General features: G+C 47.8%; 20 protein-coding genes and 1 pseudogene. 17 read left to right on the forward strand and 4 right to left on the reverse strand.

What is annotated here, in order from left to right:
- Window positions 1-27: 27 nt before the first annotated feature.
- From opp1B to GE107_RS10600, 12 genes are all read left to right on the forward strand, one after another.
- Window positions 28-960 (forward strand): nickel/cobalt ABC transporter permease, encoded by a 933-nt coding sequence (opp1B, locus tag GE107_RS10545; protein WP_219639697.1) that lies wholly within the window; start codon window positions 28-30, stop codon window positions 958-960.
- Complete coding sequence (gene cntC, locus GE107_RS10550; RefSeq protein ID WP_219639699.1) at window positions 961-1,854, forward strand: staphylopine uptake ABC transporter permease subunit CntC; 894 nt, start codon at window positions 961-963, stop codon at window positions 1,852-1,854.
- A gap of 7 nt (window positions 1,855-1,861) precedes the next feature.
- Window positions 1,862-2,683, forward strand: coding sequence for a staphylopine uptake ABC transporter ATP-binding protein CntD (cntD, locus tag GE107_RS10555; RefSeq protein ID WP_219639832.1), 822 nt, complete (start codon window positions 1,862-1,864; stop codon window positions 2,681-2,683).
- Entirely contained in the window at window positions 2,670-3,413 is a 744-nt protein-coding gene (locus GE107_RS10560) for an ABC transporter ATP-binding protein (RefSeq protein ID WP_219639701.1), read from the forward strand. Before cntD ends, GE107_RS10560 begins: the two co-directional genes overlap by 14 nt.
- A gap of 51 nt (window positions 3,414-3,464) precedes the next feature.
- Window positions 3,465-4,658 carry a staphylopine family metallophore export MFS transporter CntE gene (cntE, locus tag GE107_RS10565; RefSeq protein WP_219639703.1) on the forward strand — a complete coding sequence of 398 codons (1,194 nt, stop codon included), beginning with the start codon at window positions 3,465-3,467 and terminating at the stop codon, window positions 4,656-4,658.
- Between the two features lie 330 nt (window positions 4,659-4,988).
- Window positions 4,989-6,776, forward strand: coding sequence for a cache domain-containing sensor histidine kinase (locus GE107_RS10570; protein WP_219639705.1), 1,788 nt, complete (start codon window positions 4,989-4,991; stop codon window positions 6,774-6,776).
- Window positions 6,754-7,926, forward strand: a complete 1,173-nt coding sequence (locus GE107_RS10575) for a response regulator (protein WP_219639706.1) — start codon at window positions 6,754-6,756, stop codon at window positions 7,924-7,926. Before GE107_RS10570 ends, GE107_RS10575 begins: the two co-directional genes overlap by 23 nt.
- Window positions 7,923-9,218 carry an ABC transporter substrate-binding protein gene (locus GE107_RS10580; protein ID WP_219639708.1) on the forward strand — a complete coding sequence of 432 codons (1,296 nt, stop codon included), beginning with the start codon at window positions 7,923-7,925 and terminating at the stop codon, window positions 9,216-9,218. Before GE107_RS10575 ends, GE107_RS10580 begins: the two co-directional genes overlap by 4 nt.
- Window positions 9,219-9,400: 182 nt before the next feature.
- Window positions 9,401-10,747: an ABC transporter substrate-binding protein gene (locus tag GE107_RS10585; protein ID WP_219639710.1), complete on the forward strand. Its 1,347-nt coding sequence runs from the start codon at window positions 9,401-9,403 to the stop codon at window positions 10,745-10,747.
- Between the two features lie 82 nt (window positions 10,748-10,829).
- Window positions 10,830-11,714 (forward strand): carbohydrate ABC transporter permease, encoded by an 885-nt coding sequence (locus GE107_RS10590; protein ID WP_219639712.1) that lies wholly within the window; start codon window positions 10,830-10,832, stop codon window positions 11,712-11,714.
- Window positions 11,714-12,550, forward strand: coding sequence for a carbohydrate ABC transporter permease (locus GE107_RS10595; RefSeq protein WP_219639714.1), 837 nt, complete (start codon window positions 11,714-11,716; stop codon window positions 12,548-12,550). The genes GE107_RS10590 and GE107_RS10595 overlap by 1 nt, the downstream gene beginning before the upstream one ends.
- Window positions 12,551-12,745: 195 nt before the next feature.
- On the forward strand, window positions 12,746-13,498 hold the full coding sequence (locus GE107_RS10600) for a ThuA domain-containing protein (RefSeq protein WP_219639716.1): 753 nt from the start codon (window positions 12,746-12,748) through the stop codon (window positions 13,496-13,498).
- Between the two features lie 1,387 nt (window positions 13,499-14,885).
- Here the strand turns inward: GE107_RS10600 and GE107_RS10605 are convergent.
- From GE107_RS10605 to GE107_RS10620, 4 genes are read right to left on the reverse strand one after another with little or no spacing between them, the layout of a single operon-like run.
- Window positions 14,886-15,041 (reverse strand): hypothetical protein, encoded by a 156-nt coding sequence (locus GE107_RS10605; RefSeq protein ID WP_219639718.1) that lies wholly within the window; start codon window positions 15,039-15,041, stop codon window positions 14,886-14,888.
- 1 nt (window position 15,042) lies between these two features.
- Window positions 15,043-16,164, reverse strand: coding sequence for a GerAB/ArcD/ProY family transporter (locus GE107_RS10610; RefSeq protein WP_219639720.1), 1,122 nt, complete (start codon window positions 16,162-16,164; stop codon window positions 15,043-15,045).
- Window positions 16,165-16,189: 25 nt separating this feature from the next.
- A complete protein-coding gene (locus GE107_RS10615) occupies window positions 16,190-17,380 on the reverse strand; it encodes a Ger(x)C family spore germination protein (protein ID WP_219639722.1) in 1,191 nt (396 codons plus the stop codon).
- Window positions 17,381-17,430: 50 nt separating this feature from the next.
- Window positions 17,431-18,840 (reverse strand): spore germination protein, encoded by a 1,410-nt coding sequence (locus GE107_RS10620; protein ID WP_219639724.1) that lies wholly within the window; start codon window positions 18,838-18,840, stop codon window positions 17,431-17,433.
- Window positions 18,841-20,071: 1,231 nt separating this feature from the next.
- Between GE107_RS10620 and GE107_RS10630 the strand changes: the two genes are divergently transcribed.
- The 5 genes and pseudogenes from GE107_RS10630 (at window position 20,072) to GE107_RS10650 (ending at window position 24,755) form a co-directional block, all read left to right on the forward strand.
- A complete protein-coding gene (locus tag GE107_RS10630) occupies window positions 20,072-20,770 on the forward strand; it encodes a hypothetical protein (RefSeq protein WP_219639726.1) in 699 nt (232 codons plus the stop codon).
- 205 nt (window positions 20,771-20,975) lie between these two features.
- Window positions 20,976-21,235 (forward strand): annotated as a pseudogene (locus GE107_RS10635) (IS5/IS1182 family transposase); the annotation flags it as partial.
- 95 nt (window positions 21,236-21,330) lie between these two features.
- Window positions 21,331-21,495, forward strand: coding sequence for a hypothetical protein (locus tag GE107_RS10640; RefSeq protein ID WP_219639728.1), 165 nt, complete (start codon window positions 21,331-21,333; stop codon window positions 21,493-21,495).
- A 26-nt stretch (window positions 21,496-21,521) separates the two neighbouring features.
- Window positions 21,522-21,737 (forward strand): hypothetical protein, encoded by a 216-nt coding sequence (locus GE107_RS10645; protein ID WP_219639730.1) that lies wholly within the window; start codon window positions 21,522-21,524, stop codon window positions 21,735-21,737.
- 906 nt (window positions 21,738-22,643) lie between these two features.
- On the forward strand, window positions 22,644-24,755 hold the full coding sequence (locus GE107_RS10650; RefSeq protein ID WP_219639732.1) for a glycoside hydrolase family 36 protein: 2,112 nt from the start codon (window positions 22,644-22,646) through the stop codon (window positions 24,753-24,755).
- The last annotated feature ends 701 nt before the right edge of the window (window positions 24,756-25,456 follow it).

The raw sequence follows: 25,456 nt of genomic DNA on the forward strand, positions 1-25,456 counted from the left end.
TTTTCTTATCGGCGAAAGGAGAATTTGATGGGGAATTTTATCATCAATAGGTTACTGTTTTCGGTTCCATTACTTTTGACCATTTCGTTTTTTTCGTTTATCTTAATCAATCTGTCCCCTATGAATCCAGCCGAAGTGGTATTGCAAGCGCAAGGAGTACCCGTCATAACAGACGAATTGATCGCAGAGACAAATACGAAGCTCGGATTGGATCAACCTTTTCTCATTCGTTATATCCATTGGTTCCTTGCATGCATGCAATTGGATTTCGGAATATCATACGTCACGGGACAACCCGTGTGGTCATTGCTCGGCCCGGCTTTCCTGAATACGTTCAAGCTGACGTTCGTTTCAGTTATTGCCATTATTGCGTTGTCCATTGGATTAGGCGTTATCTGCGCGCTGCGGGAGGGGAAACGACTGGACAAATCGGTCAGAGGAGTCTCTTTTTTCCTGACCTCCATGCCGTCATATTGGCTGGCGGCGCTTCTGGTCTGGTATTTCTCCGTACATTTGGACTTGCTTCCGACAAGCGGAATGGACTCTTACCAAAGCTACGTTTTACCGGTTACGGTGATCACGATCAATTATGCGGGCATTTATTTCAGAATCGTAAGAAGTTCCATGTTGAGCAACCTGAATGAAGACTATGTACTATACGGAAAGGCATGCGGCTTGTCCGAGAAGATCATTACCCTGCACATTTTAAGAAATTCACTGCAAGTGGCCGTTTCGGTGTTTTGCTTGGCAATTCCTACGATATTTGGAAGCACTGTCGTCGTGGAAAACCTGTTTGCATGGCCGGGACTCGGAACACTAAGCGTCAAATCCATTCTAAGCAGGGATTTCCCGATCATTCAAGCGTATGTCCTTATTTTGGCGGCTGCTTTCGTTCTGTTCAACATCGCTTCCGATATTCTCAATGCGGCGATGAATCCCAAATTAAGGACGGGTCTCTAAATGAAATTTTTTTTGAACGTACTGAAAGATAAGTTGGCCGCTTTATCATTATGCATTATCGTTGTCACCGTTTCCGTCGGGATATTCGCCCCTTTGTTTGCGCCGCATGATCCCGAGGAAGTCCATATGGAGCTTCGGTTTGCATCCTTATCGTGGGAATACCTGTTAGGCAACGATCATCTGGGGAGATGCATTTTATCCAGATTGATTTACGGAATCCGCCCTAGCGTACTATGGGTGTTCGTTGCGCTGGTATTGTCAGTTTCGTTCGGGGCGTTTCTAGGTTTTATAGCGGGCTACTTCAGAGGGAAGACGGATGCATTCGTGATGCGAGTTTGCGATGTGATGCTCTCTTTCCCGGGATATGTTATGACATTGGCACTGATCGGCATTCTGGGAGTGGGTCTTGAAAATATTCTGATCGCGTTCGTGTTATCGAAATGGGCATGGTTTGCCCGTATCATCAGAACGTCTGTTATGCAGGTTGCCGAGTCCGATTATATCAAGTTCTCCAAAGCACTCGGCGTAAGCGACATCAAAATCATGGTCAAGCATATCGTTCCGGTTGCGCTGCCCGACATTGCGGTCATTTCAAGCAGCTCCTTCGGTTCGATGATGTTGCAGATATCGGGTTTTTCGTTCCTCGGTTTAGGCATTCAAGCTCCGAATGCGGAGTGGGGGATGATGCTGAATGAGGCAAGGGAAGTGATGTTTTCAAGACCGGAATTCATGCTGGCTCCTGGACTCGCGATTATCCTTGTCGTATCGGCAGTTAACTTCTTATCCGATGCGCTTCAAGTTGCTTTGGACCCGAAATTAATGATCTCCAAACATAAGCTTCAAGGGCTTGCAAGAGCCTCAGCCGCCAATCTTCAAGGGAAAGAAGTGGCTTAATCCCATGATGAACCTTTTGGAAGTTGCAAATTTGAAGATCTGGGATCGCAGCACCGGTAAAGTGATCGTTTCGAATAGTTCCTTTCAGGTTAAGCAAGGAAGCTGTTTGGCGATTGTGGGGGAAAGCGGAAGCGGGAAGTCCGTGACCTGCAGGGCCGTCATGAGATTGAATCAAGCCGGGCTCTTGGAGTCCGGAGACATTCTGTTCAATGGAGAAAACTTAACTCGCCTTTCCGAGAAAGAAATGAGAAAACGAAGAGGGAAAAACCTCTGCCTGATTATGCAAAACGGCATGCGAGCTTTTGATCCCTCTTGTGTGGTCGGTGTTCATCTCAAGGAGACGCTCGCCGCTCATTTCGGGTGGAGTTCCGGCGAGATCACAGCCAAAATGAAACATGCCATGGAAAGCGTCATGCTGAAAAATCCGATCGAGTTGATGAATAAGTATCCCCATCAACTGTCTGGCGGAATGCTGCAGCGGGTAATGATCGCTCTGGCCATCGTATTGGAACCGGACATCATGATCGCGGATGAACCGACCACCGCACTCGATACCATCTCGCAATACGAGGTCATCGCACAGTTCATTCGATTGCGGGAAAGAATGGGCTGCTCGATGATCTTCATTTCTCACGATTTAGGCGTTGTCAGAAAAATCGCCGATGAGGTTCTGGTCATGAAAGACGGAGAAATCGTGGAAAGCGGGACGACCCAAGCCATTTTCTCGGCAGCCGAGCACGAATATACCCGGTATTTAGTATCCACGAAACTGGCGCTGAATCAACATTTTAAAAGAATCATGGGGGGCGTTCACGTTGATCCGCGTTGACTGCGTAGAAAAGTCTTATCGCAAAGGCGGATTGTTTTCCAAGGAAAGACAGAAGGTATTGACAAACATTAGCTTCGAATGCAAGCCAGGAGAATGTCTGGGTATTATCGGAGAAAGCGGAAGCGGCAAATCCACCTTGGGGCGCCTGATTCTGGGGATTGAAAAGCCTGACAGAGGAACCGTTTTATTTGAGGGAAAGCCAGTAGCGGTTCGAAAGGCGAGAGCGGGTAACATAAGTGCCGTATTTCAAGACTACACGTCCTCCATTAATCCCTTTTATACCGTTGAACAGGCCATTATGGAGCCTTTGAAGCTGCAGGGTAAGATTCGGAAGGACGATCAAAGCAAGATCGATCTGTTATTGCATCAAGTTGGATTGAATCCCTCCTATCGCAAAAAGTATCCTCATGAGTTATCGGGCGGGGAGGCTCAGAGGGTGTGCATTGCAAGAGCCGTTTCAACGGAACCGAAATGCATTTTATTAGACGAAGCCATCAGCTCTTTGGATGGGTCCGTACAGATCCAGGTACTTGAATTGCTAATGAGCTTGAGGAAGATTTACAACATGGCATATCTCTTCATAACCCATGATATCCAAGCCGCTGCCTATATTTGCGACAGAGTCATGATCATTCGAGACGGCCAGATTGAAGAAATCGCCAGGGTCGAACACCTCAAAGACGTTCAGTCCGCGTATGCTAGGAAATTGTTGCAAATGATCATTACGTAACGATGAAGGAATCGCGGGTCGTCAAAGAGACAGGAGGAAGGAGCAGCTGTTGTGAGAGGAGCTATGTCTTGGCCTTTTTTGCGGCTTTATATTTTGACTCTCTTGTATTTTAGCGCCAATTCTATACTGAATGTCATCATTCCATTGAAGGGCGAATCGCTGGGTGCCGCCAATACAACGATCGGGATCATCATGGGGGCGTATTTGTTTACGACCATGTTTTTTCGGCCCTGGGCGGGCCATATGATTCAATGGCATGGTCCGATCAAAGTGCTGCGCATCATTCTTATTATCAACGGTGTGGCTCTCGTCCTCTACACGTTGACCGGTTTAGGGGGTTATTTCGTTGCCCGAGTTCTGCAGGGCGTGTGTACTGCTTTTTTCTCCATGGCTTTACAGTTGGGCATTATCGATGCGCTGCCGGACAAGGACCGTTCCCAGGGGATATCGATGTATTCTCTGTGTTCCTATATTCCCGGTATTTTTGGTCCCTTGCTGGCTTTAGGCATTTGGCAAGCAGGGGATATGAATGTTTTTACAGGGGCCATGATCACCATTGCCATCTTAACAGGGGGGGTGGGCTACAGCGCCAAAATGGATATTAAAGCGGCTGATCCTGTTTCGAATCGGAAGGAGCAAGGAGCAGCGATGTTTAAGTCCTACTCCCAGTTAGTCAAAAATCCAGATTTATTGAAATGCAGCGTATTGATGCTGGCGGCTTCCGTTGTATTTGGCGCCGTTACCACCTTCATTCCGCTGTATGCTGCGCAAATCAAAAACGGCAATGCGGGCATTTATCTGATGCTTCAGGCGGGTACCATCGTATTGACTCGGTTTTCTTTAAGGAAAAGAATCCCCTCGGACGGCAAATGGCATTCTTCTTATATGATCGGAATTATGCTCATCCTGGCAACGGCTGCACAAAGCGTTAGCTTTGCAATCGTAGGAGGAGCTATCTTTTTCTACGTGGGTGCAGTATTAATGGGAATAGCTCAGGCACTCCTCTATCCAACGTTGACAACTTATTTGACCTTTGTCTTGCCTCAGGCGAATCGCAACGTGTTGATCGGGTTATTCATTGCGGTGGCGGATTTAGGCGTTTCGCTGGGAGGCGTCATCATGGGGCCGGTATCGGATCTTTCATCTTATTCATTCATGTATATGATTTGCTCCATCTTAAGCGTGTCGATGATCATTTTTGCCTTTGGTCGACGCAAGAATACGAGACGACCTGTCAATGCCTGAAATCCTTGTAACAGCAGCATCGATTTCTGGTTTTCTATTCGTCCTAGTGTATGACACTAAATAGATTTCATTTTGTCGCGGGACAAGTACATACATCCATTGGAATCCGCGCGCAGCGCGGCTTTTATAACTAAATTAAAATAATCAATATACGACTCCTTATCTGTCAACATACGACGTTTATTCGTTTTTTTATAAATATTAAAATTAAATATCTATGTATAACTCTATTCTACAACGATGCATTCATGGCTTTGCCATCAATCCCCGTTAACTTTTCTCCTTGCAACCCTTTACAATATTAAAGAGAGCGAGAGGGGGCATCATGAAATGAAAAGTATACACAGTCGTCTTCTGTTATTGCTTGCGATGTTCATTATTGTCCCCTACTTTATTTCGGTGGTTCTCATCTATTGGCAAACCAAAGCAAACGTAGAAAAATTTGAATTGAAAAATAGCAGGGAACAATTGCAAAAAACGAGCGAAGATTTGGAACAGTACTTTCAGGATATGGTCGATCTTCCGTTAATTTTATACCGAAATCCCGATTTGTTTCGTGTGTTTGAAAGGGGATTCGAGGATTCGATCTACTCGAATCAACTTGAAATCGACAAGGGTATGAAAACGTTCTATCTCATGCGCCAAGAAATTCGACAAGTGGGCGTATATATCGCAAAAGGAGGCGATTCCTTTTCCGTATACGATGCTATGGTGAGCGCGCGTAAGCAGATTCCGGATATCCTCGATAAGCCTTCCATTGAAGCCTTGTTAAATTCGAAGAACGCTTATTGGATAGAACCGCCTCATCAAATCGAGAATTACAATCGAGTCCCCAACATGCCTCAATCGGACAGAACGATCGTGCTCACTTTTCAGCATAAGATCGTGGACGTTTTGAACAATCGCTTCCTTGGTCTAGTCTCGGTGGATATCGATTTGGATCGGATTGCCCAAATTTGTAATCGCTTTATTAAAGGGAAAGTGGAATCGATATGGCTTTCGGATGCGGATGGCAATGTAATCTATTCCTCCGATCCTGATTGGACGGGGAAACCTGTTGATTCCAATCAGAAATTCAAGGATGGAAAGGGGACAGGCGACATTCAATTCTCGGAAAAGCTAACGGGGATATTGAATGGATGGAGCTTGGTCAAGACCACATCCAGTGAATATTTATTCCGGGAGGTTAGAAAAACGGCTTATACCAACATTGCTGTCGGCATCGGTGTCGTCATCCTTGGCTTGTTCATGATTAATATCATTTCATACAAAATTGCTCGTCCAATCAAACTGCTTAGCCGCAAGGTAGGGAAAATTGAAGGAGAGAACCTGCATATTCAATTGAATGGTACACGAGAAGATGAGATCGGACATCTAGAAACGCATATCCAGGATATGATGCGTCGGATCAATTTGCATATCGAGAGGGAGTATCGCTTGGAACTTGAGAATAAAACGAACCAATTCCGTGCGCTCAAATCCCAAATCAATCCTCATTTTTTGAATAATGCCCTGCAGTCCATTGGGGCTGTTGCGATTCGATCCGGTTCTCCGGAGGTGTACAAGCTGGTTACATCGCTGTCGAAAATGATGAGATACGCGATCCGGCCTGATCATTGGGCATCCGTTCGCAGTGAAGTAGACTATGTAGAGTCATACTTGAATTTTCAGAAGGAGCGTTTTCGCACGACATTAGACTGCAAAATCGATATCGAGGGTTCGCTTATGGAAGTTCCGGTTCCTGCTATGATCCTGCAACCATTGGCGGAAAACTATTTTAAACATTGTTTTGAGGAAGGCTGGCAAGAAACCGGACTCCGAATTCGCGGCAAACGGGTAGGCGAAAAGATGGTGATTGAGGTCGAGAACGATGGACCCGGTCTTACGGCGAGTGAGTTGGAAGAGCTTAGAGGAAAAATTTACAATCCCGAATATGATGGCTGGTCTTCTCATGATCATATCGGTTTGAAAAACATCCATGAAAGACTTGTCCTGAATTATGGATCGAATGCAGGTCTTGAAGTTTATTCGCCGGGCGGCCGCGGTTTTAAAGTATGTTTGGTCATTCCCCAAATCACCAAGGAGGGAGAGGAAAATGAAAATCTTGCTCGTGGATGATGAAGCGAACGTTCGGGATGTGATTCGTTATTTTGGGCAATGGGAACGGCTTGGGATTACGGAGATCCGCGAAGCCGCCAACGGAGAAGAAGCCAAAAAATTAATTGTCCAAGAGCAGCCCGAGATCGTCCTCACCGACATCAAAATGCCGAAGGTCGATGGTTTAATGTTATTGGAGTGGTTGGCGACTGAAATCGAATATACGGGAAAAGTCATCATTCTCTCCGGTCACGATGATTATCTTTACATGCGGAAAGCGATCCACTATGGCACATACGATTATCTTATGAAGCCGGTCGAACCCGAAGCGCTCAACACGGTACTGGAAGGGGCGATCCATGCATGGAGAAACGAAAGCGAGAAACGGCGCGACATCGCGTCAGGCATTTACGATCAGGTAAAAAGAGAGCGCTTAAGCCGTAATATTATCGCCGCATGTGAAGGTCGGCCCTATGATCGTGATGATTTGGAGGCCAGCATTCCAAAAGCGGAAGCTTGCGATCTGACTTTGTTGTATTTTTACCAGGCTCATCAGCCGGATCATTATGTAAAGCTGCTATCGGACAACTTGACCGAACGCGGTTGGGGAAACATCTTTTCGGTACCATCCGATCGCCATATCGGAGTCATGATCACTGAAAGGGGAAAGTTTCGGGAAATCGAGCAATGGATAAGGAATCATTTTGATATTCCTGTTCGTCTTGCCAGCGGATCCGGGTTTAGCCGGTTAGAGGATTTGCCCTATTCGTTTAAAGAAGCGAATAGAGCTTTTCAACTCCATGATTTTAGAACGATCCATCAACTAAACGAATCCGATGACAGCAGAAGAATGCAGGATATGATCGCATATGTGAACCGGCATTTCACCGAAGAAATAAGCCTGGACGTGTTGGCTCGGCGATTTTTCCTTAGCCGCGAGCACATCTCTCGCCGTCTGAAACAGGAATTGGGTATGACGCTTTCCGATTTTCTGATCCAATTAAGGGTGGAACAGGCGAAGAAATGGCTTTGCGAGACAGATGAGAACATGTTCACGATATCCACCAAACTCGGTTATCAAGATGAAAAATATTTCTCCAAACTGTTTAAGCGAAGGGTCGGCATGACTCCAATGGAGTATCGCAACGGCAACGGAGGGAGAAAGGCATGATAAGTAAGCGGACCGTAAATATATTCGCTGTCTTGCTTTTGATTATGCTTTCATCCTGCGATGCTATGAATAGCCCACAAGTAGAGAAGATTGGGAATGACCCGCAAATAACTGGACAAGATCATGGAGTCTCAATCGAGATGCTGAATCCTAAAGTTGAGATTTCCGTTCAATTGGAACAGCTGGCAAACGAATACATGAAGGAAAATCCGGATGTGCGGATTCACGTTCGCACCATAGGCGGCGGGTCGGATGACCGCAATGAACTTCGAGCCATGTTTGCTGCTGGACATGGACCTGATATTTTTTCTAACGGAGGTTACAGCGAGGCAAGGCTTTATGCAGCATACTTGGAGGATTTATCCAATCAGCCATGGGTTCAAGGTGCCAAAGCGGGTACACTCGCGCCGATAACAATAGATGGTAAAATTTATGGTATGCCCTTTAACATCGAAGGTTACGGGTTTATCTACAACAAGGATTTGTTCGCAATGGCAGGGATCGAGAAGTTACCGAAGACGTTGTCCGATTTATCGGAAACGGCCAAAAAACTCCAATCAGCCGGGATCAAGCCATTTGCTAACGCTTATGCGGAAAAGTGGGTATTGGGGGTTCACTTGCTTAATATTGCTTTCGCTCATCAGAAAGATCCCGATGCCTTTATACAAGCTCTGTACAGGGGTTCACAAAGTATTGAAGGGAATCGGGTTTTCCTCGATTTACTAAATCTGCTGGACCTAACGATTGAGTATGGTGACGATAAACCACTGACAATCGACTATAATGCGCAAGTAATGGAATTCGCACAGGGTAAAGCTGCGATGATCCAACAGGGGAATTGGATACAACCGATTTTAGATCAAATTAAGCCCAATATGAATGTCGGGATCCTCCCCATCCCGATCAATGATGATCCGGATAATGACGCGCTTGCGATTTCAATTCCGAATTATTGGATCGTGAATAAGCAAAGTTCCAGTGAAAAGAAAGAAGCGGCGAAAAGGTTTTTAAACTGGATGGTCTCATCTGACACGGGAAAAAATTACCTTTCCAAACTCAGATTTATTCCGGCTTTCGAAAATTTTCCAACCCATGACTTGGGTCCGCTCGCGAATGATATTCTAACCTATATGAATAACAAAAAGACCTTAACTTGGAACTGGTTTAAATATCCGGCTGGCGTTCAGGATGAATTCGGAGTTGCCATGCAAGCTTATGTCGGCAAGCAACTGAGCAAAGCTCAATTATTGCAAGAGTTTCAAAAATCTTGGGTGAAAGCGACGAAGAGCTAATCAAAAAAGATCATTCCGCATGAACCGGGATGATCTTTTTATCAATTTGCGACGATTTTTCGATCAATCCACGGCGTTTTAGGATATCTTGCCGCATCCTATAATCGAGTTGCTAGGAGAGTAAACGCTTGCATTTCAATAATGAAAGCATTTACACATCAAAAAACATGGAGGGGTATTGTTTGAAAAAGACGTTCGTCTCGATTCTGATCGCGTTGCTTACCGTTGCTTTGGCGGCATGCGGCGGGTCCAAATCCAATGATGCAGCAGAGTCCTCAGCTGCTCCAAGTCATTCGGCTAGCGCCAGTGCGTCTGCCAGTCCGTCGTCCTCGCCGGAGCAAGATAAAGTCGAAATCATCATGACGAACGGCAAGGGTGAAATTGCTTCCCAATGGGAGCAGGCCGCTAAGGATTTCATGGCGGCGAACCCGAATATTACGGTCAAAGCCTATTCCCAAGCGGTAGGTGATACCCTTAGCATCCTGGATAAGCTCACGGCGTCCGGCGAAACCGTAACGATCGCCATGATGGGTCCTGACCAATTACTCAACAAACACAAAGACTTCGGCATCGATCTGTCTAACGAGAAATGGAACGGGGATACGAGCTACGGAATTAGGGACGAGAGCGGGAAAGTGGTTGGTTTTCCGTTCGCGATCGAAGGTTTCGGTCTCGTCTATAACAAGAAAGTTGTCGAGAAAGCAGTAGGCGGTTCATTCGATCCGTTCTCCATCAACACGCGTGACAAATTGAAGGAGCTGCTGGATAAAATGAAAGCTTCCGGAGTCCAATACCCGGTAGCCTATCAAACGGAAGCTTGGTCTGTTAGCAATCACTACAGTACGCAATTTCTGAACCAGGCAGCCGATCCAAACACCGTCATCGCACAATTGAAAGAGGGCAAGTTGGATCTGGCGAGCAATGCGGTCTGGAACGGTTATTACGACACCATGGATTTGCTCGCGTCTAAGGAGTACAACAAATACGGCGAGCGTCCGCTCGGCAAATACTACGACGACGCCCACCTGTCGGTCGGAAAAGGCGAATCCGCCATACTGTTCAACGGGAACTGGGCATTCGATTCTCTGAAAGCGGTGGCGGGCGACTCCTTCGGATTCATTCCGGTTCCGGTCGACAACAATCCCGACAATCCGTTAAACAACAAAATCCAAGCCGGCCCAACGCAAAGCCTGGTCATCAATAATAAAGCGACTCCGGCACAGCAAGAAGCGGCCAAGAAATTTCTAAACTGGATTGTCTACGATCAGGCAGGACAAGATTTCCTGGTAAACAAATCTCAGATCATTTCCGCCTTCAAGAACAATCCGAATAAGGTGACCAATCCGCTTGGCGCAGCGATTGCGGATGCTATCGCACAAGACAAAACATTGCCGTTCACCAACAACTATATCTATGGGGATGACTGGTTTAAATTGATTGGACCGGAAGTTCAAAAGTATATTGTCAAAAAAGTAAGCCGCGCAGATCTTGCTAAGTTTATTCAAGACTACTATACAAGCAAGAAATAGTCGGCTGGTTTAGAGGGGTCAGATGGGTGAGGAACGCTCTCGCCCATTTGACCGTTAATTTCGTTTGGGGGTGACGAGAAACATGTTAGCGGAAAAGAAACGATTGAATCGGCTGGGCAACCAGTTGTTTTTCACGGGACCTACCATGATCGCATTTACCATTGCCTTGTTGATTCCGTTTGTCTACGGCTTTTATCTTACGCTCATGAAGATGGCGACTCCGGTGAGTCCTCCGGCGTTTTCGGGGTTCGAGAACTATAGGGCGGCCTTCTCCGATTCTCAGTTCTGGGATTCCTTGTGGTTAACCGTCAAATATACAGGTGCAACGATCGTCTTCGTCAACGCGATCGGATTCGCCTTGGCCTATCTCGTGACGATGGGGATCCGGTCACAAAACTTTTTCAGAACGGCACTCTTTACCCCGAATCTCATCGGAGGTTTGGTTCTGGGTTACATTTGGCAGTTTATATTCGTCCAATCTCTTCCCGCGGTCGGAGAGAACCTCGGAATCGAGCTGCTGCGATTAGGATGGCTAGGCGATGAGCACTTGGCCTTCTGGGCTCTGGTGATCGTCACGATCTGGCAGTCTGCAGGCTACATGATGATCATTTTTATCGCCGGGCTCATCAGCGTTCCTAAAGACATCATCGAGGCGTCTACGATCGACGGCGCCAATGCCTGGCAGCGGTTAACGAAAATGACTTTGCCGCTCATGGTCCCATCCTTCGTCGTCACCGTATTTTTGACCTTGAAAAACGCCTTTATCGTTTACGATATTAACTTTTCCTTGACGGAAGGCGGGCCGTACAATAGCACGTTGATGATCTCCATGCACATCGTTCAGAAAGCGTTCATGGAAACGAATTACGGCGTCGGACAATCGGAAGCCATCATTCTGTTTGCCATCGTTGCCATCGTGACCGGCGTGCAGGTTTATTTCAGCAAGAAAATGGAGGTGGAGGCGTAATGGCTGGCCGCAGAATTACATCCTTGACGTTCACCTATTTGCTCTTGATTGTGGCTTTCATATCCTTTACGTTTCCGTTTTTCCTCTTGATCGTGAATTCGTTTAAACGTAATGGAGAAATCCTTGAAAATCCATTTTCTTTGCCGGCAAGCCTGGATTTCAGCCATTTCGGCGACGTCATCGAGAAAATGAATTTCCTGGTGACCTTTAAAAATACGTTTCTGATTACTCTATTGAGCGTGCTTTTCATTTTGCTTTTTTCGGCCATGGCCGCGTACTATATCGTCAGGAATTCGACCAGTTTCAACCGGACTTTCTTCGCGATCCTGGTCGCGTCCATGATCATTCCGTTTCAATCCCTCATGATACCGCTCATTTACATTTACGGGTCCAAATTGAACTTGATCGAAACCGTGCCGACGACCTTGTTGATCGTGTTATATATAGGGTTCGGCAGCGCATTTTCGGTCTTTATTTACCACGGCTTCATCAAATCGATTCCGCTGGAACTGGAAGAGGCCTCGCTGATCGACGGATGTACCCGCCGTCAAACCTTCTTCAAAATCGTATATCCGATGCTTTCGCCTACATCCTCTACGATCGCGATTTTGAACGTGCTTTGGATCTGGAACGACTATTTGCTGCCGTCGCTCATTCTGACGAATGAAAAAAATTTTACGATGCCGATCAAAATGAAGGTCTTCAACGGAACCTACATGAACAACTGGGAATTGCTGATACCGGCCATCCTGATGACCGTATTGCCCATTCTGGTCGCTTATCTGTTCGGACAAAGGTATATCATCAAGGGCGTCATGCAAGGAGCGATCAAATAAGATGACGCATCTAAAGGCAGCTCACGATTATTGGAGGCTTCAGTACACTGCCGTCCGATCCCGGAGCTTGCCAAACTTCGCGGAGAATCTGCTTTTTTGCTGAGGGCAGCATGAAGATCATCCGATTGCATAAATGGGATTTGAACAAGAGCATAGGAACGACAGAATGAATATCACGTATGGGGGACAAAGACAATGAACAAAAGACTGCGAGTTACCATTTGGAATGAATTTCGTCATGAAAAGGAAAACGAGAAAGTGCGTTCCGTCTATCCGAATGGCATGCATGTCGCGATCGGAGAAGGATTGGATGAGGACGTAGAAGTTGCTTACGCCACGCTGGACGAACCGGAGCACGGTTTATCGGAAGCACGTCTGCATCATACGGACGTCTTGATTTGGTGGGGCCATCGAGCGCATGACGAGGTACAGGACTCAATCGTTGAGCGTGTACGGCAAAGAGTGCTGAAAGGGATGGGGCTGATCGTACTTCATTCGGGGCATTTTTCCAAGGTGTTTAAGTCGCTCATGGGAACGAGTTGCGATTTGAAGTGGCGGGAAGCGGACGAAAAGGAACGGATTTGGATCGTCTCTCCCGGACATCCGATTGCGGCGGGCGTCGGCGAGTATTTGGAACTTGAAACCGAAGAGATGTACGGCGAGCATTTCGATATACCGGAACCCGATGAGCTTGTGATGGTCAGCTGGTTTGAAGGTGGAGAGGTCTTTAGAAGCGGATGCACATTCCGTCGCGGACAAGGGAAAATCTTCTATTTCCGCCCAGGGCACGAAACATATCCGACCTACTACAACGAGCAAGTGAGGCTTGTGATTCGAAATGCGGTCCATTGGGCGGCGCCTACGACTCGGGAATATCCGACATACGGAAATCACAAGCCGCTTGAGATTATTAAGGCTGAGGGATACCAAGCAACCGCAGTTTTATAAACAGCATACGAGAAATAAATGCCATCTCCCTTGAAGGTGCGATGGCATTATTTTACTTGACATACTTTCATTCAAATCCGCGCGCAGCGCGGCTTTTTCATTTTATCGATGTAAGTAATTGTCCTTAAGCCGTGCATCGTTTCCCGATTGAGGACAAGAACTTGCACTGTTTACCGCATTCGGGCGAAAACCTGAAACACTTATTGAAAGGCGGAATGAATTCCGACGGATTTTGAAGAGTACTATTATAGCAATGACCTCCGGAGAGCCGTCTATACTTACTCGAACGGACAAGTCCGAACGCAGTCCGGCTCCCTAACCGCCGAATCGCTGCCGAATCTGGTATCGCTTGTCCATGACGGAGCTATCTAATTGCTGGATCAAAAAAGTAAGACGATCAAAAGAATGGATCCTTACGGCCATATTGTTGAAGTTGCAAACACCCATTGCGCTAAAGGAGCCGGTTGACTTTACGGTAGTTGTCTTGGGCAATATCATCATGTATGACGTCAACAACCGAATTGTAAGAAGAATCAACGTATACCAAACAACCGATACGGCGACCGGTTGATCACCTGAAAATCTGATTCGCGATCCCAGTTTTCCAACCGGCTGAGTGCGTTACATGCCATTGAGGAAACCGCATTGCATTTGTGCAGCACTGAAATAAAGTCCGATGAATAAAACACAAATGAAGTTCTCAACCGGTTGGACAAAAAACAAAGATCTCGCGGATTGTCACACTTTGTGAGAATTATTAAGTAAAAATGTCGATCCCGCGATAGCGTCAGGGCGCGCAGATCACCGCATTTTTCGCCATTCCGGAAGATTTTGCGACCATATGGGGAGCTCTAACAAAGGGGAGTTAGTCGATCCGGCTAACTCCCTGATAATTATCCAGTACTATCGGGCGGATCATTCACTCCGCCACCTGGGCCATCTAGTGGAAATCCTTAAGTCATGTTTAGCTTCCGGGCGGTCCGGATCGTCTAGGTGCATGTTATTCCAAGTCCGCCTGCGATGATCTTGTTGCGTTATTCTCTTTTCCGATCGAATACCCTGACTTTCTTAATGAAGTGTTCAGAGTTGGTGGACAAACTCCACTGTTTAAGTACGAAAAATTAATCGCAGGTGAACTAGTTGCCTTATCCTTTGGTGGAAAAGACCTTAAGGAGTACTTTGATTGGGACAGAAAAAAAGCTTCCGGCAGGCTGAAAAAGATTACACCTGGGTGTAAGGCAATTACTTATCGGGCTTCCAAAGAACTGGCAAATGAAATGGCTGAGCGGTTAAGGTTGAATACTCCAATCCCTCTAAAGTACGCGACCAAACAAACAAAACACGATCCAAACCAGTTCCCAATAACAAAGTGTTGATTTTACTGGACTCAGTTGTCCGTATCGCCTGATTCTGGCTGCTTCTTGAACGCGCCCGAGATAAGCTTGTAAAGAATCGCAGAACAGAGGAAGACCACGTACCCGATTCCGCCGACATAAATCACACTTGTGACGAACCCCGCTTCTAAAAAAGTTGCCCAAGACATTCTACGAAGCTCCTTCCGCTTCTCTTCCGGCCATTCGTTTTTTGTTCAGGACGAGGAGGATCCATACCAATAGGGGTATTAGCTGGTAAATGTAATGATCCATCTGCCAGATCAGCTCCTTGCCGGCAATCCATCGCTGGCGGGGAAGGGTTTCAAGGTGCGCCATGGAGTACCAAAGGATGCCGATTCCCGTGATTATGACGATCACAACCCGGTTGGTGGCGCGAAAAAGGTACGAAAGCGCCAACACGACTGCAAAATAGTTGATGCTCATCTTGAAGAGACCGCCGATAAAAATCATCACGACGAGCAGAACGTCGAGGTTGGTCAGAATCTCCCCTATGTTGATGGACAACACGACTTCCATTAGAGGAAGCGTGGCGTTTGCCGCCAAACCCGGTCCCAGTACGGTAATAATGACAATTTGCATCGCCGTAATCAGCAATCCGGCAAAACCGACGGACCTAAAGGCCGTCGACCGGATTTGATTCCTTTCGGCGTATTTCCAATAAAAAAGAAAGACAGCCGTTTCTCCGAACGGAAAGGTGACGGTAGTGGGCACTTCCTTCAAGACAGGCGCCATGCCGTCGCTCAATACGGGCAGAAGTTGGGAGACTTCGAAGTGGCGGGAAATGACCGCAAAGAAAAGGGTGAACAAGAGAAAAACTAAAAATATGGGCATCAGCAATTCGGAGGTCCGTGCTAGCACTGCGAGACCCAAGGCGAGCATGTACATTACCGTAACCGCGAAAACACTGTTGATGACGAGCGTTGGCGTGTTCGAAAGCAAGTGCAGATGAATGATCTCTCCGAACTCGAAAAAGTTGAGGCATGCGTCGTAGAAAAAATAGCAGGCGTAAAAAAAGATCAACGGCGCCGCCAACCATTTCCCGAGAACGGAGTCCAGTATTTCTTCCCAACCGGCTCCGGGCATGCGCCTGGCGATATCCGTATAGACCCACAGGAGCAGGAATCCGACCAGCATCGCAAGCAGAACGACGACCCAGGCATCCTGCTTTGCGCCAATTCCCATTGCGAACAAGGTCGTGCTTCCGATTTCATACAACGTGATCATGGACAGCAGCTGGGTTTTCGTCAGCCTTGTCGTTTGTATTCGCTCCACAGAACACGCTCCTTCGGCCCAGCTATTATTTGGCCTTCAACGGCCCCCGCAACTCGCCGGACCCCACGATCCTTACGTTTGCTTTCACATTCACCTCAAGATCGGGAAGCTCTCGGTCCCATTGATCCTCCATCTTCTTCCATGTTTTAGGATATTTCTTGTTAAGTGCACTGCCGAGACCTAAAAAATCGGTTCGAAGCTCTTTGGCCTTCCGAACGGCTTTTTCGACCTCGCGTTCTGTCTTTTTTGCCGCTTCCCGTTCGACTTTTTCCAAATATAGGAACCATTGCTGATCAGTTTTGATTTCTCCGAGTCCCTGATCTTCGACAAGGACGATTCGCTCATTAATTTCAATCGTGAAAGAGACGGACCTCGCTTTCATCTCGGGTTTGATCTTGGCTTCCGTACTAATGATTTCGATCGACGCCGGTTTCCCTTCGTCAATTACAGACGGAATGGGGATAATGCCGTTTTCCGCTCTTCCGACGGTCCAGTTATATCCGCGCGTTTCGACTTCATTCAAAAACCCAACCAGCTTATCTTTTTGAAATACAGTTCCTCCGGACAATCTTACATGATCCGTTACAGGCCCGAGTTCCTTCTCCTCCACGGGCAAGCTTTCTTTTTTGACGATCGAAAATGTGGTTACGACCGGATGCCTTCCCGAACCCAACACGATTTTGTAAAATTCCAACATGGTTAAAGTCGCGGAATTGAAATTCGACCTCTTATTTTCGACAATTCCTTTCAAGTAATTGGCTTGGACGTTCTCGATACCTTCTTGCTTAACCCCCAGCACTTTTCGTGCTTCGGTCCCCTTGGCGATGCAAAGCCATACGTAGCTTTTCACTTCGATGGAACGCTTCATCATGTCCAGCACGGGCAGCAGCCCTTCTTTGGCGAGTTTCTCGCTCACGACGATAATCTTGTTGTGCGCATAATAACCGCGTCGGTCAAAATCCTGCAGCAGTTTTCGAAGTCCTTCAAATACGGTTTTCCCCGTTGACGACACGAGCTCCACCGAAGCTTTTTCAGGAGAGGTCCCTTCCTCCAAAGCCGTAGGATCCATTACTTGAGCGGTAAATATAAGATCTCCCGGATCGGAACCTTTATCAACGCCGATCGCGGTGACGATCCCGATCTTTTTTAATTCCCGTTTGTCCCAGCATCCGGTCAAAATCAGCAAGGAACATATGATTAAACCGATCCGCTTCATCGCATTGAATCACCGTAAGTTTCTAATTTTTGGGGGTTGAGACCTTCCAGTCATCGACCCTGCCGCAACCATTTTTTCTTCAAACGGATCGGGATTCTCATAAACGTGTTGTTCCAACCCTTGCTCCTGAACGGCGCAATCGGCGACAAGTAGGGATATCCGAACGATTGAAGGGAACATATATGCGACACGATAATCAGACTGCCGATTAGGATGCCGTAAAACCCCAACCCTCCGGCCAACAGCAATAAAAAGATCCGTGTAAAAAGAACTACCGAGTTTAACGCCGGAATCAAGATTCCGGAAATACCCGTTACAGCCATATTAATTACCATAGGAGCACTGACCAGGCCGGCTTGCACGGCCGCCTCTCCGATAATCAGCGCTCCCACGATGGTCATCGCCGAACCGATCGGGCGCGGCATCCGGATCCCGGCCTCCCTGATCAATTCGAAGGCGACTCCGATGAGGATGACTTCCAGGATGACGGGGAATGGCACCCGTTCTTCGGTGGCTGCGATCGTCGTCAATAATATAGTCGGAATCATGCCTTGATGGTAGCTTGTAAGCGAGACGTAAAGGGCGGGAGTATAAACGGTCAGAAGCAAAGCGATATACCGGAGCAGAATGACGAAGTTCGCGATGTAAGGACGCATATAGTAATCTTCGCTCACATGTAAACTCTCCACGAAAAAATGCGGCACGATCAGAACGAAAGGGGTGCCGTCGCATAGGATCGCCACTTTCCCTTCTAGGAGCTTCATCGCGACCGAATCCGGCCTTTCGCTGTTTCCGATTGTGGGGAAAATCGTAAACGGATGGTCTTCGATCAATTGCTCTAGATATCCGGATTCCAATACGCTGTTCGGCGATATGCGCGACAATCTGGTTTTCACTTCGGCCACGAGGTCTGGATCCGCGATTCCTTTCATATAGGCGAGCCGGATTTTCGTTTTCGTTTTACTCCCGAGAGTCATTTTTTCGAAAACAAGATCAGGGTTTGTAATTTTCCGGCGAATCAACGCCGTATTCAGTTCTATCATTTCCGTAAACCCTTCGCGCGGTCCTCTGACGACTGCTTCCGTGGCCGGTTCCGAAATCGGGCGATGTTCGACATCGCGCGTTTCGATTGACAGTGCCGAATCGAATCCGTCCAGAAAGAGCGCGGTTTGTCCGGACAAGATCTCGTTCGTCGCTTCTTCGATCGTTCGGATTTCCCTAACCGAGCTTGCATTCAGAATTTGGGAGAGCGCGAGAGACAGTTGATTGATGGACGTATCAGGTGCACGCCTTTCGTTATTCCCCACTTCCATTAAAGGCTTCAAAATATGTTCATGGATCATAGCCTGTCCGACCAGTCCGGAATTATAACAGATGAACGCACGAATCGGGCCGATAATCTGGGCATCAAACGATCGGAAGACGATGTCGTCATTGATCCCGAGCCGCTCTTGGAGCATTCTGAGACTCCCGGCGAGGGAATCGACTAATTTATGAGCTTTCTCATCTGTTACTTCTTCAGGAGCGGATGAGCGTTTATTGTTCAACTTCATCACCTTGCCAATGAGTCAACATTTATTTCATCATTGTCCCCAAGTTTACCATGGATATGCATCAGCTTTTGAAAGGGTTCTTTTGTGTCAAACAGCCGTAATAGCAGCAACCACGCGACCGTAACGGCAATTGTCGTAAATGAACGTTAGGCAATTGCCGCCCGGCGTGGGTGGTGCTTAACCGGAGCCCTTAATTGTGTTAATCATACAAAATGTGAAAATGTTTGAAGGCATGCCCCCGTATCTGTAACACGGGGGCAGAAAATACATGACGCACTATCAAGACTTCTTTCTGCATAAGGCATCAAGGCACTTTTTTTCTGTTTGACCCCCCTGAGGTGCCCAGAAGAAAGATCGGTTTCTTTATTATGCGATTTTGTGCAAATGGCACTTTGCGTCAGAGGACGTATGGTCGTGAGCTGAAGGGTGCGCGGCTGGCAGAGGTGAAGGGAGTCACTACGTGACCCGAAGGCTTGTCCCTTGTACGAATCTACCGAGCGAGAGAACCCTCTTTGATCGCCAGCAAACTTACGTTTGCTGTCTTGCCGCCCGGCGAGGGGAGAGGGGATTCCAAAGTCTTGGATCCGAAAGCACAGAGAGACGTGGAATATGACGTGCATGATATGTTGGTCGCCAAGTACGGCATGAGTTGGGGGCAAGCATGCGAATAGCTATGAAAGAAGAAAATTCAAAGAAAAAGGATCTTATTGATCGCATTTGATAAAACGTAATACTCCTAGAGAGGTAAAGGAAGCTGTATTCTATGCGATGGCTCGTAACAACGCGCTTCACCAATTCAGTTTCCGAAGCGAACACGGTCCCTGTCGCAGAGCCACAAGCGCAAATGCGGCCGAACCAAGGAACGATGTTGGTGGATGCCACTTGCGCGCCCATCGATACGCTGCATAAGCCCGTCTTCGGAAAACCGGGGATGAGCTTCACAGGGAGGTCCGTCTCTCGCTGCTGCCTGCCGAAGCTTCCGTGAACGGCAGCCCGGAGCCCTCCTTCAAAATACTACATTTATTTTATATGATTCCATTACTTTTGTACCTTACAAATAAAACCGAAATATGGTAATATATACTACATCCTATTAAATCCGGATTAATAGGATCATCAATTTATGGGAGGTTTGTTTGTGAGAAAATTTTTTGTGATGAGCTTGCTGGTAGTTCTGATGCTTTCGATAGTTCCTGCTGGGGTTTTTGCTTCGGGAGCGATTTCCAGTACTAAAAGTAACATTATTATTTCACCTGGGAGTAAAATGACGGTTGTCTTGGAGTTATATGATACAAGCGGCGGATATCCTGTAACAGATGTATCTGCATCAGAGTTTACATCAGTCAAATATAACTATACCACTAGTAATGGTTTTTCGGCAGAAGCGCAACTGTATTTTGCAAGCCACCCAAGCGGGTCGCCGGCTTACGTTTTTGAGGGACCTTCCTTTTCTGCCAGCACGTACACAGTAACGGCGGTCGTACGCGGTGTTACCATAACTAAGACCTTTACTGGTTCTCAGCCAAGTATTTCTACTACTAACAGTCAAATTGGAGTTCAAAAAGGAGGGATGGGACTGGTTGTTCCCTTCGCTTTATATGACACATATGGATCTATGGTGGACGGTTTATCTCCATCAGAGATTTCGGCCAAGTATACGTATACCTATAATGGTTTAACGACAGAAGTGCCAATTACCCAGTTTATAACCCATCCTAGCGCATCGCCAGTTTACGTATTTACCGTGCAATCATGTAAAGCCAGTACAATTACTGTAACGGCTGTTGTAGGTGGCGTTACTCTGACCAAGACTTTGACGAATCCAAACCCGATTTAATCAGGTTTATAAAAAAGAAAACAGGTCTGCTAATTGTTCGATTTGAACGACTGGCAGACCTTATTGCATTAAATGGGCTTGCTGAATGCCGAAAAACTGGCTGAAAACCGCATAATGACAAGGAATTTGGGCTCTTTCTGTCGAATTCATATGCACTGGAAACCCGAGGAAATGGTACGTAAACCTTGCAGATGGAGTGACGAACGTGTTCAAGCCGACTACGCATCTCGAAAACCAAATGATTTTGCCGGGCGATTTCTTTCTGCCCTTCGGCGGGAAGCTGGACAATGAAAATCGTTGGGTTGAGTTGACACAGTTGGTGCCGTGGGCAGAGGCTGAGAAAAATCTACGTATGGGGCTCGGTGCGCTCATTATCCAAGAGCGAATGCAAATGACGATAGAGAGATCTTGGACTCGCTCAGCGAAAATCCATACATGCAGTACTTTATCGGCTTAGCTGGTTATCAATTGACATACCTATATAATGTGGCACATCCACCAGTCTGGATGGAGAAGATGGGGAATCTTATCGAAGGGAGCTTCAACTGAAAGCGGAAGGGATGGAAAAGAGCATCCGGGAATTTCTCGGCTTGACGGTCACGGTGCGATTCGGTTCCGTCTATTCGGGTTACAGCAAGATCGCTTACTCGTATAGGGAAGCTTACTCCTCCGTTCAGCTGAATAGACCGGGCAAGGAAGAGGAAGAAAACGCATTCGTTATTTAAAAGCCATGAATGAAAAAGCGGTAAATGTGGCAGCCGATCTGTTGGACGAGATCGAAGCCAATGAGCTGATTGCAGGGGATCCGGAACATTTGGCCGCAGCGGCAATCCAAATCGTGAGAACGGTACGCAAGCTGCTGACAGACAGCGGGATTCATGTCGAAGATGAGGAAGGGCTGAACAAATCGTCAGCTGCTGCTGGGGGCTTCAAGGCCGAAGATCCTTCCGAGATCCGAGCCAAGTAACGGAAAACGTCTCTTTGGAGAAGGGATCGACAAGAAAGTGCTGATACTGGCGGAAACAAAGACATTCGGTTCAGGCGTCGTTGTTCTGACTTATCTTCCGGAAAGATAAGATTGATCAGGAAATCAGGTACTGCTGTAGAAGGACAAGATTTCTCGATTTGGGACAAGAACTTGCATTGTTTTCAGTCCGGATCGTCTAGGTGTTCTCAGACAATGTCGGAAGTCAAAAACATTGTCCCATTAAAAGTTGCGTATATTGCGGCTTTTTTCATTTATGGGATCAAGTTCTTGTCATTCACCGGTGACAAGAACTTGATCCCTTTCCCGAAAATGACAAGATCGTTATCCCATTCCCGACAAGACAACTGTTACATGCACTCCATGATGAAAGGCCAAATCGGCTATATGTTATTGGAGAAAAAACTTTAAATCTCAACGGTAGGTATAATTATGTTGATTTCTTCAGAAATCCAAATAAATATACACATTAAGCAAGGGATTTAAATTGCTAGTACAATTCGCTCCGATTAATAAGCGGGATATGATGCTCAGCACTTAGCGGTGCTGGGTCTTTTTCGTATGAGGCGACTCCGCATGGCGCTGTGCCGCGAAGCGCGAGTCGTGCCGCAAACAAGTGCGGCGCGTTGCTTCGGCATCCCGCACGGGGCGGTCGTCATCCTGCACAGCGGCTATATTGGATTTTTTGCAACTAGGTAATGTATTATGTTTAGGGAAGCTATATTGGATTTTGCATTCAGGTGGATTATTTTCCTCCGAATCGAGCATATGCCGCCAAAGTTTATGCAGGACATCAACATAGCTCGCTAAACTAGACTAATTGGGGAGTATATATTGCGGAATCGCAACATAGCGTAAACTTCATATAATAGGGAGGATATAAGGAAGATGGGCAATAGGCATTCAATCGAGGAAAACGGGTTGTATTTGGTGTTCGAGGTGGCGGACGGCGGCGATGTGCGGCTGTTGCATTTCGGCGCCGCGCCTTTGGACGAGACGGCCATAACGGAGAAGCAGCTTCCGGGCTTTCGCATGCTGGAGCTTCAATTGACGGGTGAAGACCGTGCGGAGTATCACGGCCGTTCTCATCGAGCGTCGTATCCGGGACTGCGGATGGTGTATGACGGTCATAAGGATACGCGGAACGAGCATGGACGGCTGGTGGCCGTTACGCTTGTCGACAAGATGACAGGAGTGCAGGCCGTTCAGCATTACCAGTTCTACGACGGCATTCAGACGGTTCGCAGTTGGGCGGAGCTGACGAATGGCGGAGCCGAAGAGGTGCAAGTGGAATATGTAACTTCGTTCGCTTTGACGGGCGTGGACAAGGAAGGCACGAAGGACCGCAACGAAAAGATGAACTTGACCGTCGCCCACAGCGGCTGGCAAAGCGAGCTGCAATGGCGCACGTACAAGCTGCCGGAAATCGGCTTGTCGCATCTCGCCGATCGCGGCTCTAAGCGGCTCGCTTTCAGCAACACCGGCTCATGGTCGGCGGCGGAATATTTGCCGATGGGCGTGCTGGAGAACGAGGAGGCAGGGTGCAGCCTGTTCTGGCAAATCGAGCATAACGGCTCGTGGCATGCGGAGATGTCCGACCAAAACGATCATATGTACCTGTATTTGAGCGGTCCGACTGAGCATGACAACCATTGGTGGCTGAAGCTTGCGCCGGGCGAGCGGTTTGTGTCCGTCCCTGTAGCTGTAGGGGCGGTACAGGGAGACTTCGAGCAGGCGATCGCAGAGCTCACTTCGTACCGACGTGCGATCCGCCGACCGAACGACGATAACGAGCTGCTGCGCGTCATCTTCAACGACTACATGAATTGCTTATGGGGCTCGCCGACGACGGAAAAGCTGCTGCCGTTAATCGACGCAGCTGCGGAAGTCGGCTGCGAATATTTTTGTATCGATGCGGGCTGGTACGCGCCGGGCGAATGGTGGGACGGAGTCGGTGAATGGATGCCGTCCGAGGAGCGGTTTCCCGAAGGCATCAAATACGTGCTTGACTATATTAGAAGCAAAGGGCTTATTCCCGGCTTATGGCTGGAGCTGGAAGTCATGGGCATTCATTCGCCGAAGCTGGCGGAGACGGACGACAGCTGGTTTTTCATGCGCCACGGCAAACGGGTGAAGGACCGCAGCCGATTCCAGCTCGATTACCGCAATCCTGCCGTTATCGCGCATGCCGATGAGGTTATTCGGAGGCTTGTAGAAGATTACGGCGTCGGCTACATTAAGATGGACTACAACATTAATGCGGGTATCGGCACGGAGACGGACGCCGACAGCTTCGGCGACGGCTTGTTGCTGCATAACCGGGCTTACTTGAAATGGCTGGACGGCGTGTTTGCCCGGTATCCCGAGCTTGTCATCGAGAACTGCTCCAGCGGCGGCATGCGCATGGATTACGCGATGCTTAGCCGTCACAGCATCCAGTCGACAAGCGACCAGGAGGACTACGTCAACTATGCGGTGATTGCCGCAGGCTCGCCGGCCGCGCTGACGCCGGAGCAATCGGCGATTTGGTCATATCCGCTTCGCGAAGGCGACGACGAGGAAGTCGTCTTCAATATGGTCAACGCGCTTCTGCTGCGAGTCCATCAGAGCGGCCACTTGGCCGAGCTCAGTCCGCGCCGCCGCGAGCTGGTGAAGGAAGCGCTCGACTATTACAAGACGATCCGCGGCGACATTCGCGAATCGCTTCCGTTCTGGCCGCTCGGCCTACCGAACCAAGGCGACGATTGGGTCAGCCTCGGGCTGCGCCGAGACGACCGCTTGTACATTGCCGTCTGGCGCGCCCGCGGCGAGTCGCCTAGCATCGACCTGCCGATAGCAGGTCTGCGCGGCGCGGCCGGGTCTGTCGAAGTGTGCTGTAAATACCCGTCGGCGCCTGCCCCTGGCACCGAATGGACATGGAACGAAGCGGACAGTTCGCTTACCGTGACGCTGCCGGAGGCTCGAACGGCAAGGCTATTCGAAATTCGCTTAGAGAGCTAACGCTGGACGAAATGTGCGAAGTCATTGGCTTGGAACAAGTGGTGGAGCACACGTGGATGTATAGGATCTTATATGCAAATTGTCTAATGAAAATAAAGTTGTAGACAGAGAAATTAAAGTGTTAGACCGGGAAAAAAAAGTTTTAGACTGGCAGCACCTGTACGGCCGACATCATTATATGTCGGCCTATGAATGGCACGAATCCCGAGACACATTTCAAAAAACAAACAAAGAGCAAGATCCACGGGATTATCTTCTTGTTGCTCAGAATTGTCCAACGACACAAAAGTTCCTACATTAAATGAGAAGAAAAAGCTTGAGAAATCAAGGCTTTTAGGGAAATAATCAACGCCGAAAAACTACTACCAGAGTTGATCTAACGGGTTTCCGTTTTGAGGTGCAAAAGATACAATTGACACATCAATTGGCAATGTTATTGACAATGCGTCATGAAAGCCGTAAATCCTCTATTTATAAGGATTTTCGGCTTTATTTTTACTTCAGCATGCGAAAAATTTCTTGTTTGATTTTGAGGAACGACGGTGGGAGTGGCTGAGGCAAGGAATGTCCCGTTTTCGCGGCGGATTCCAGAAGATGAAGGATAACCCCGAAGGCAAAGACCGGGTATTGGTCGGCGTCTACGGTTCGACATAAGTTGGCAAAACGACGCTGATTCTTAAGCTTCTTAGAATTCAGGAGTC

Origin of the sequence: Cohnella sp. CFH 77786 (assembly GCF_019400745.1) — a bacterium.
GTDB lineage: Bacteria > Bacillota > Bacilli > Paenibacillales > Paenibacillaceae > Cohnella.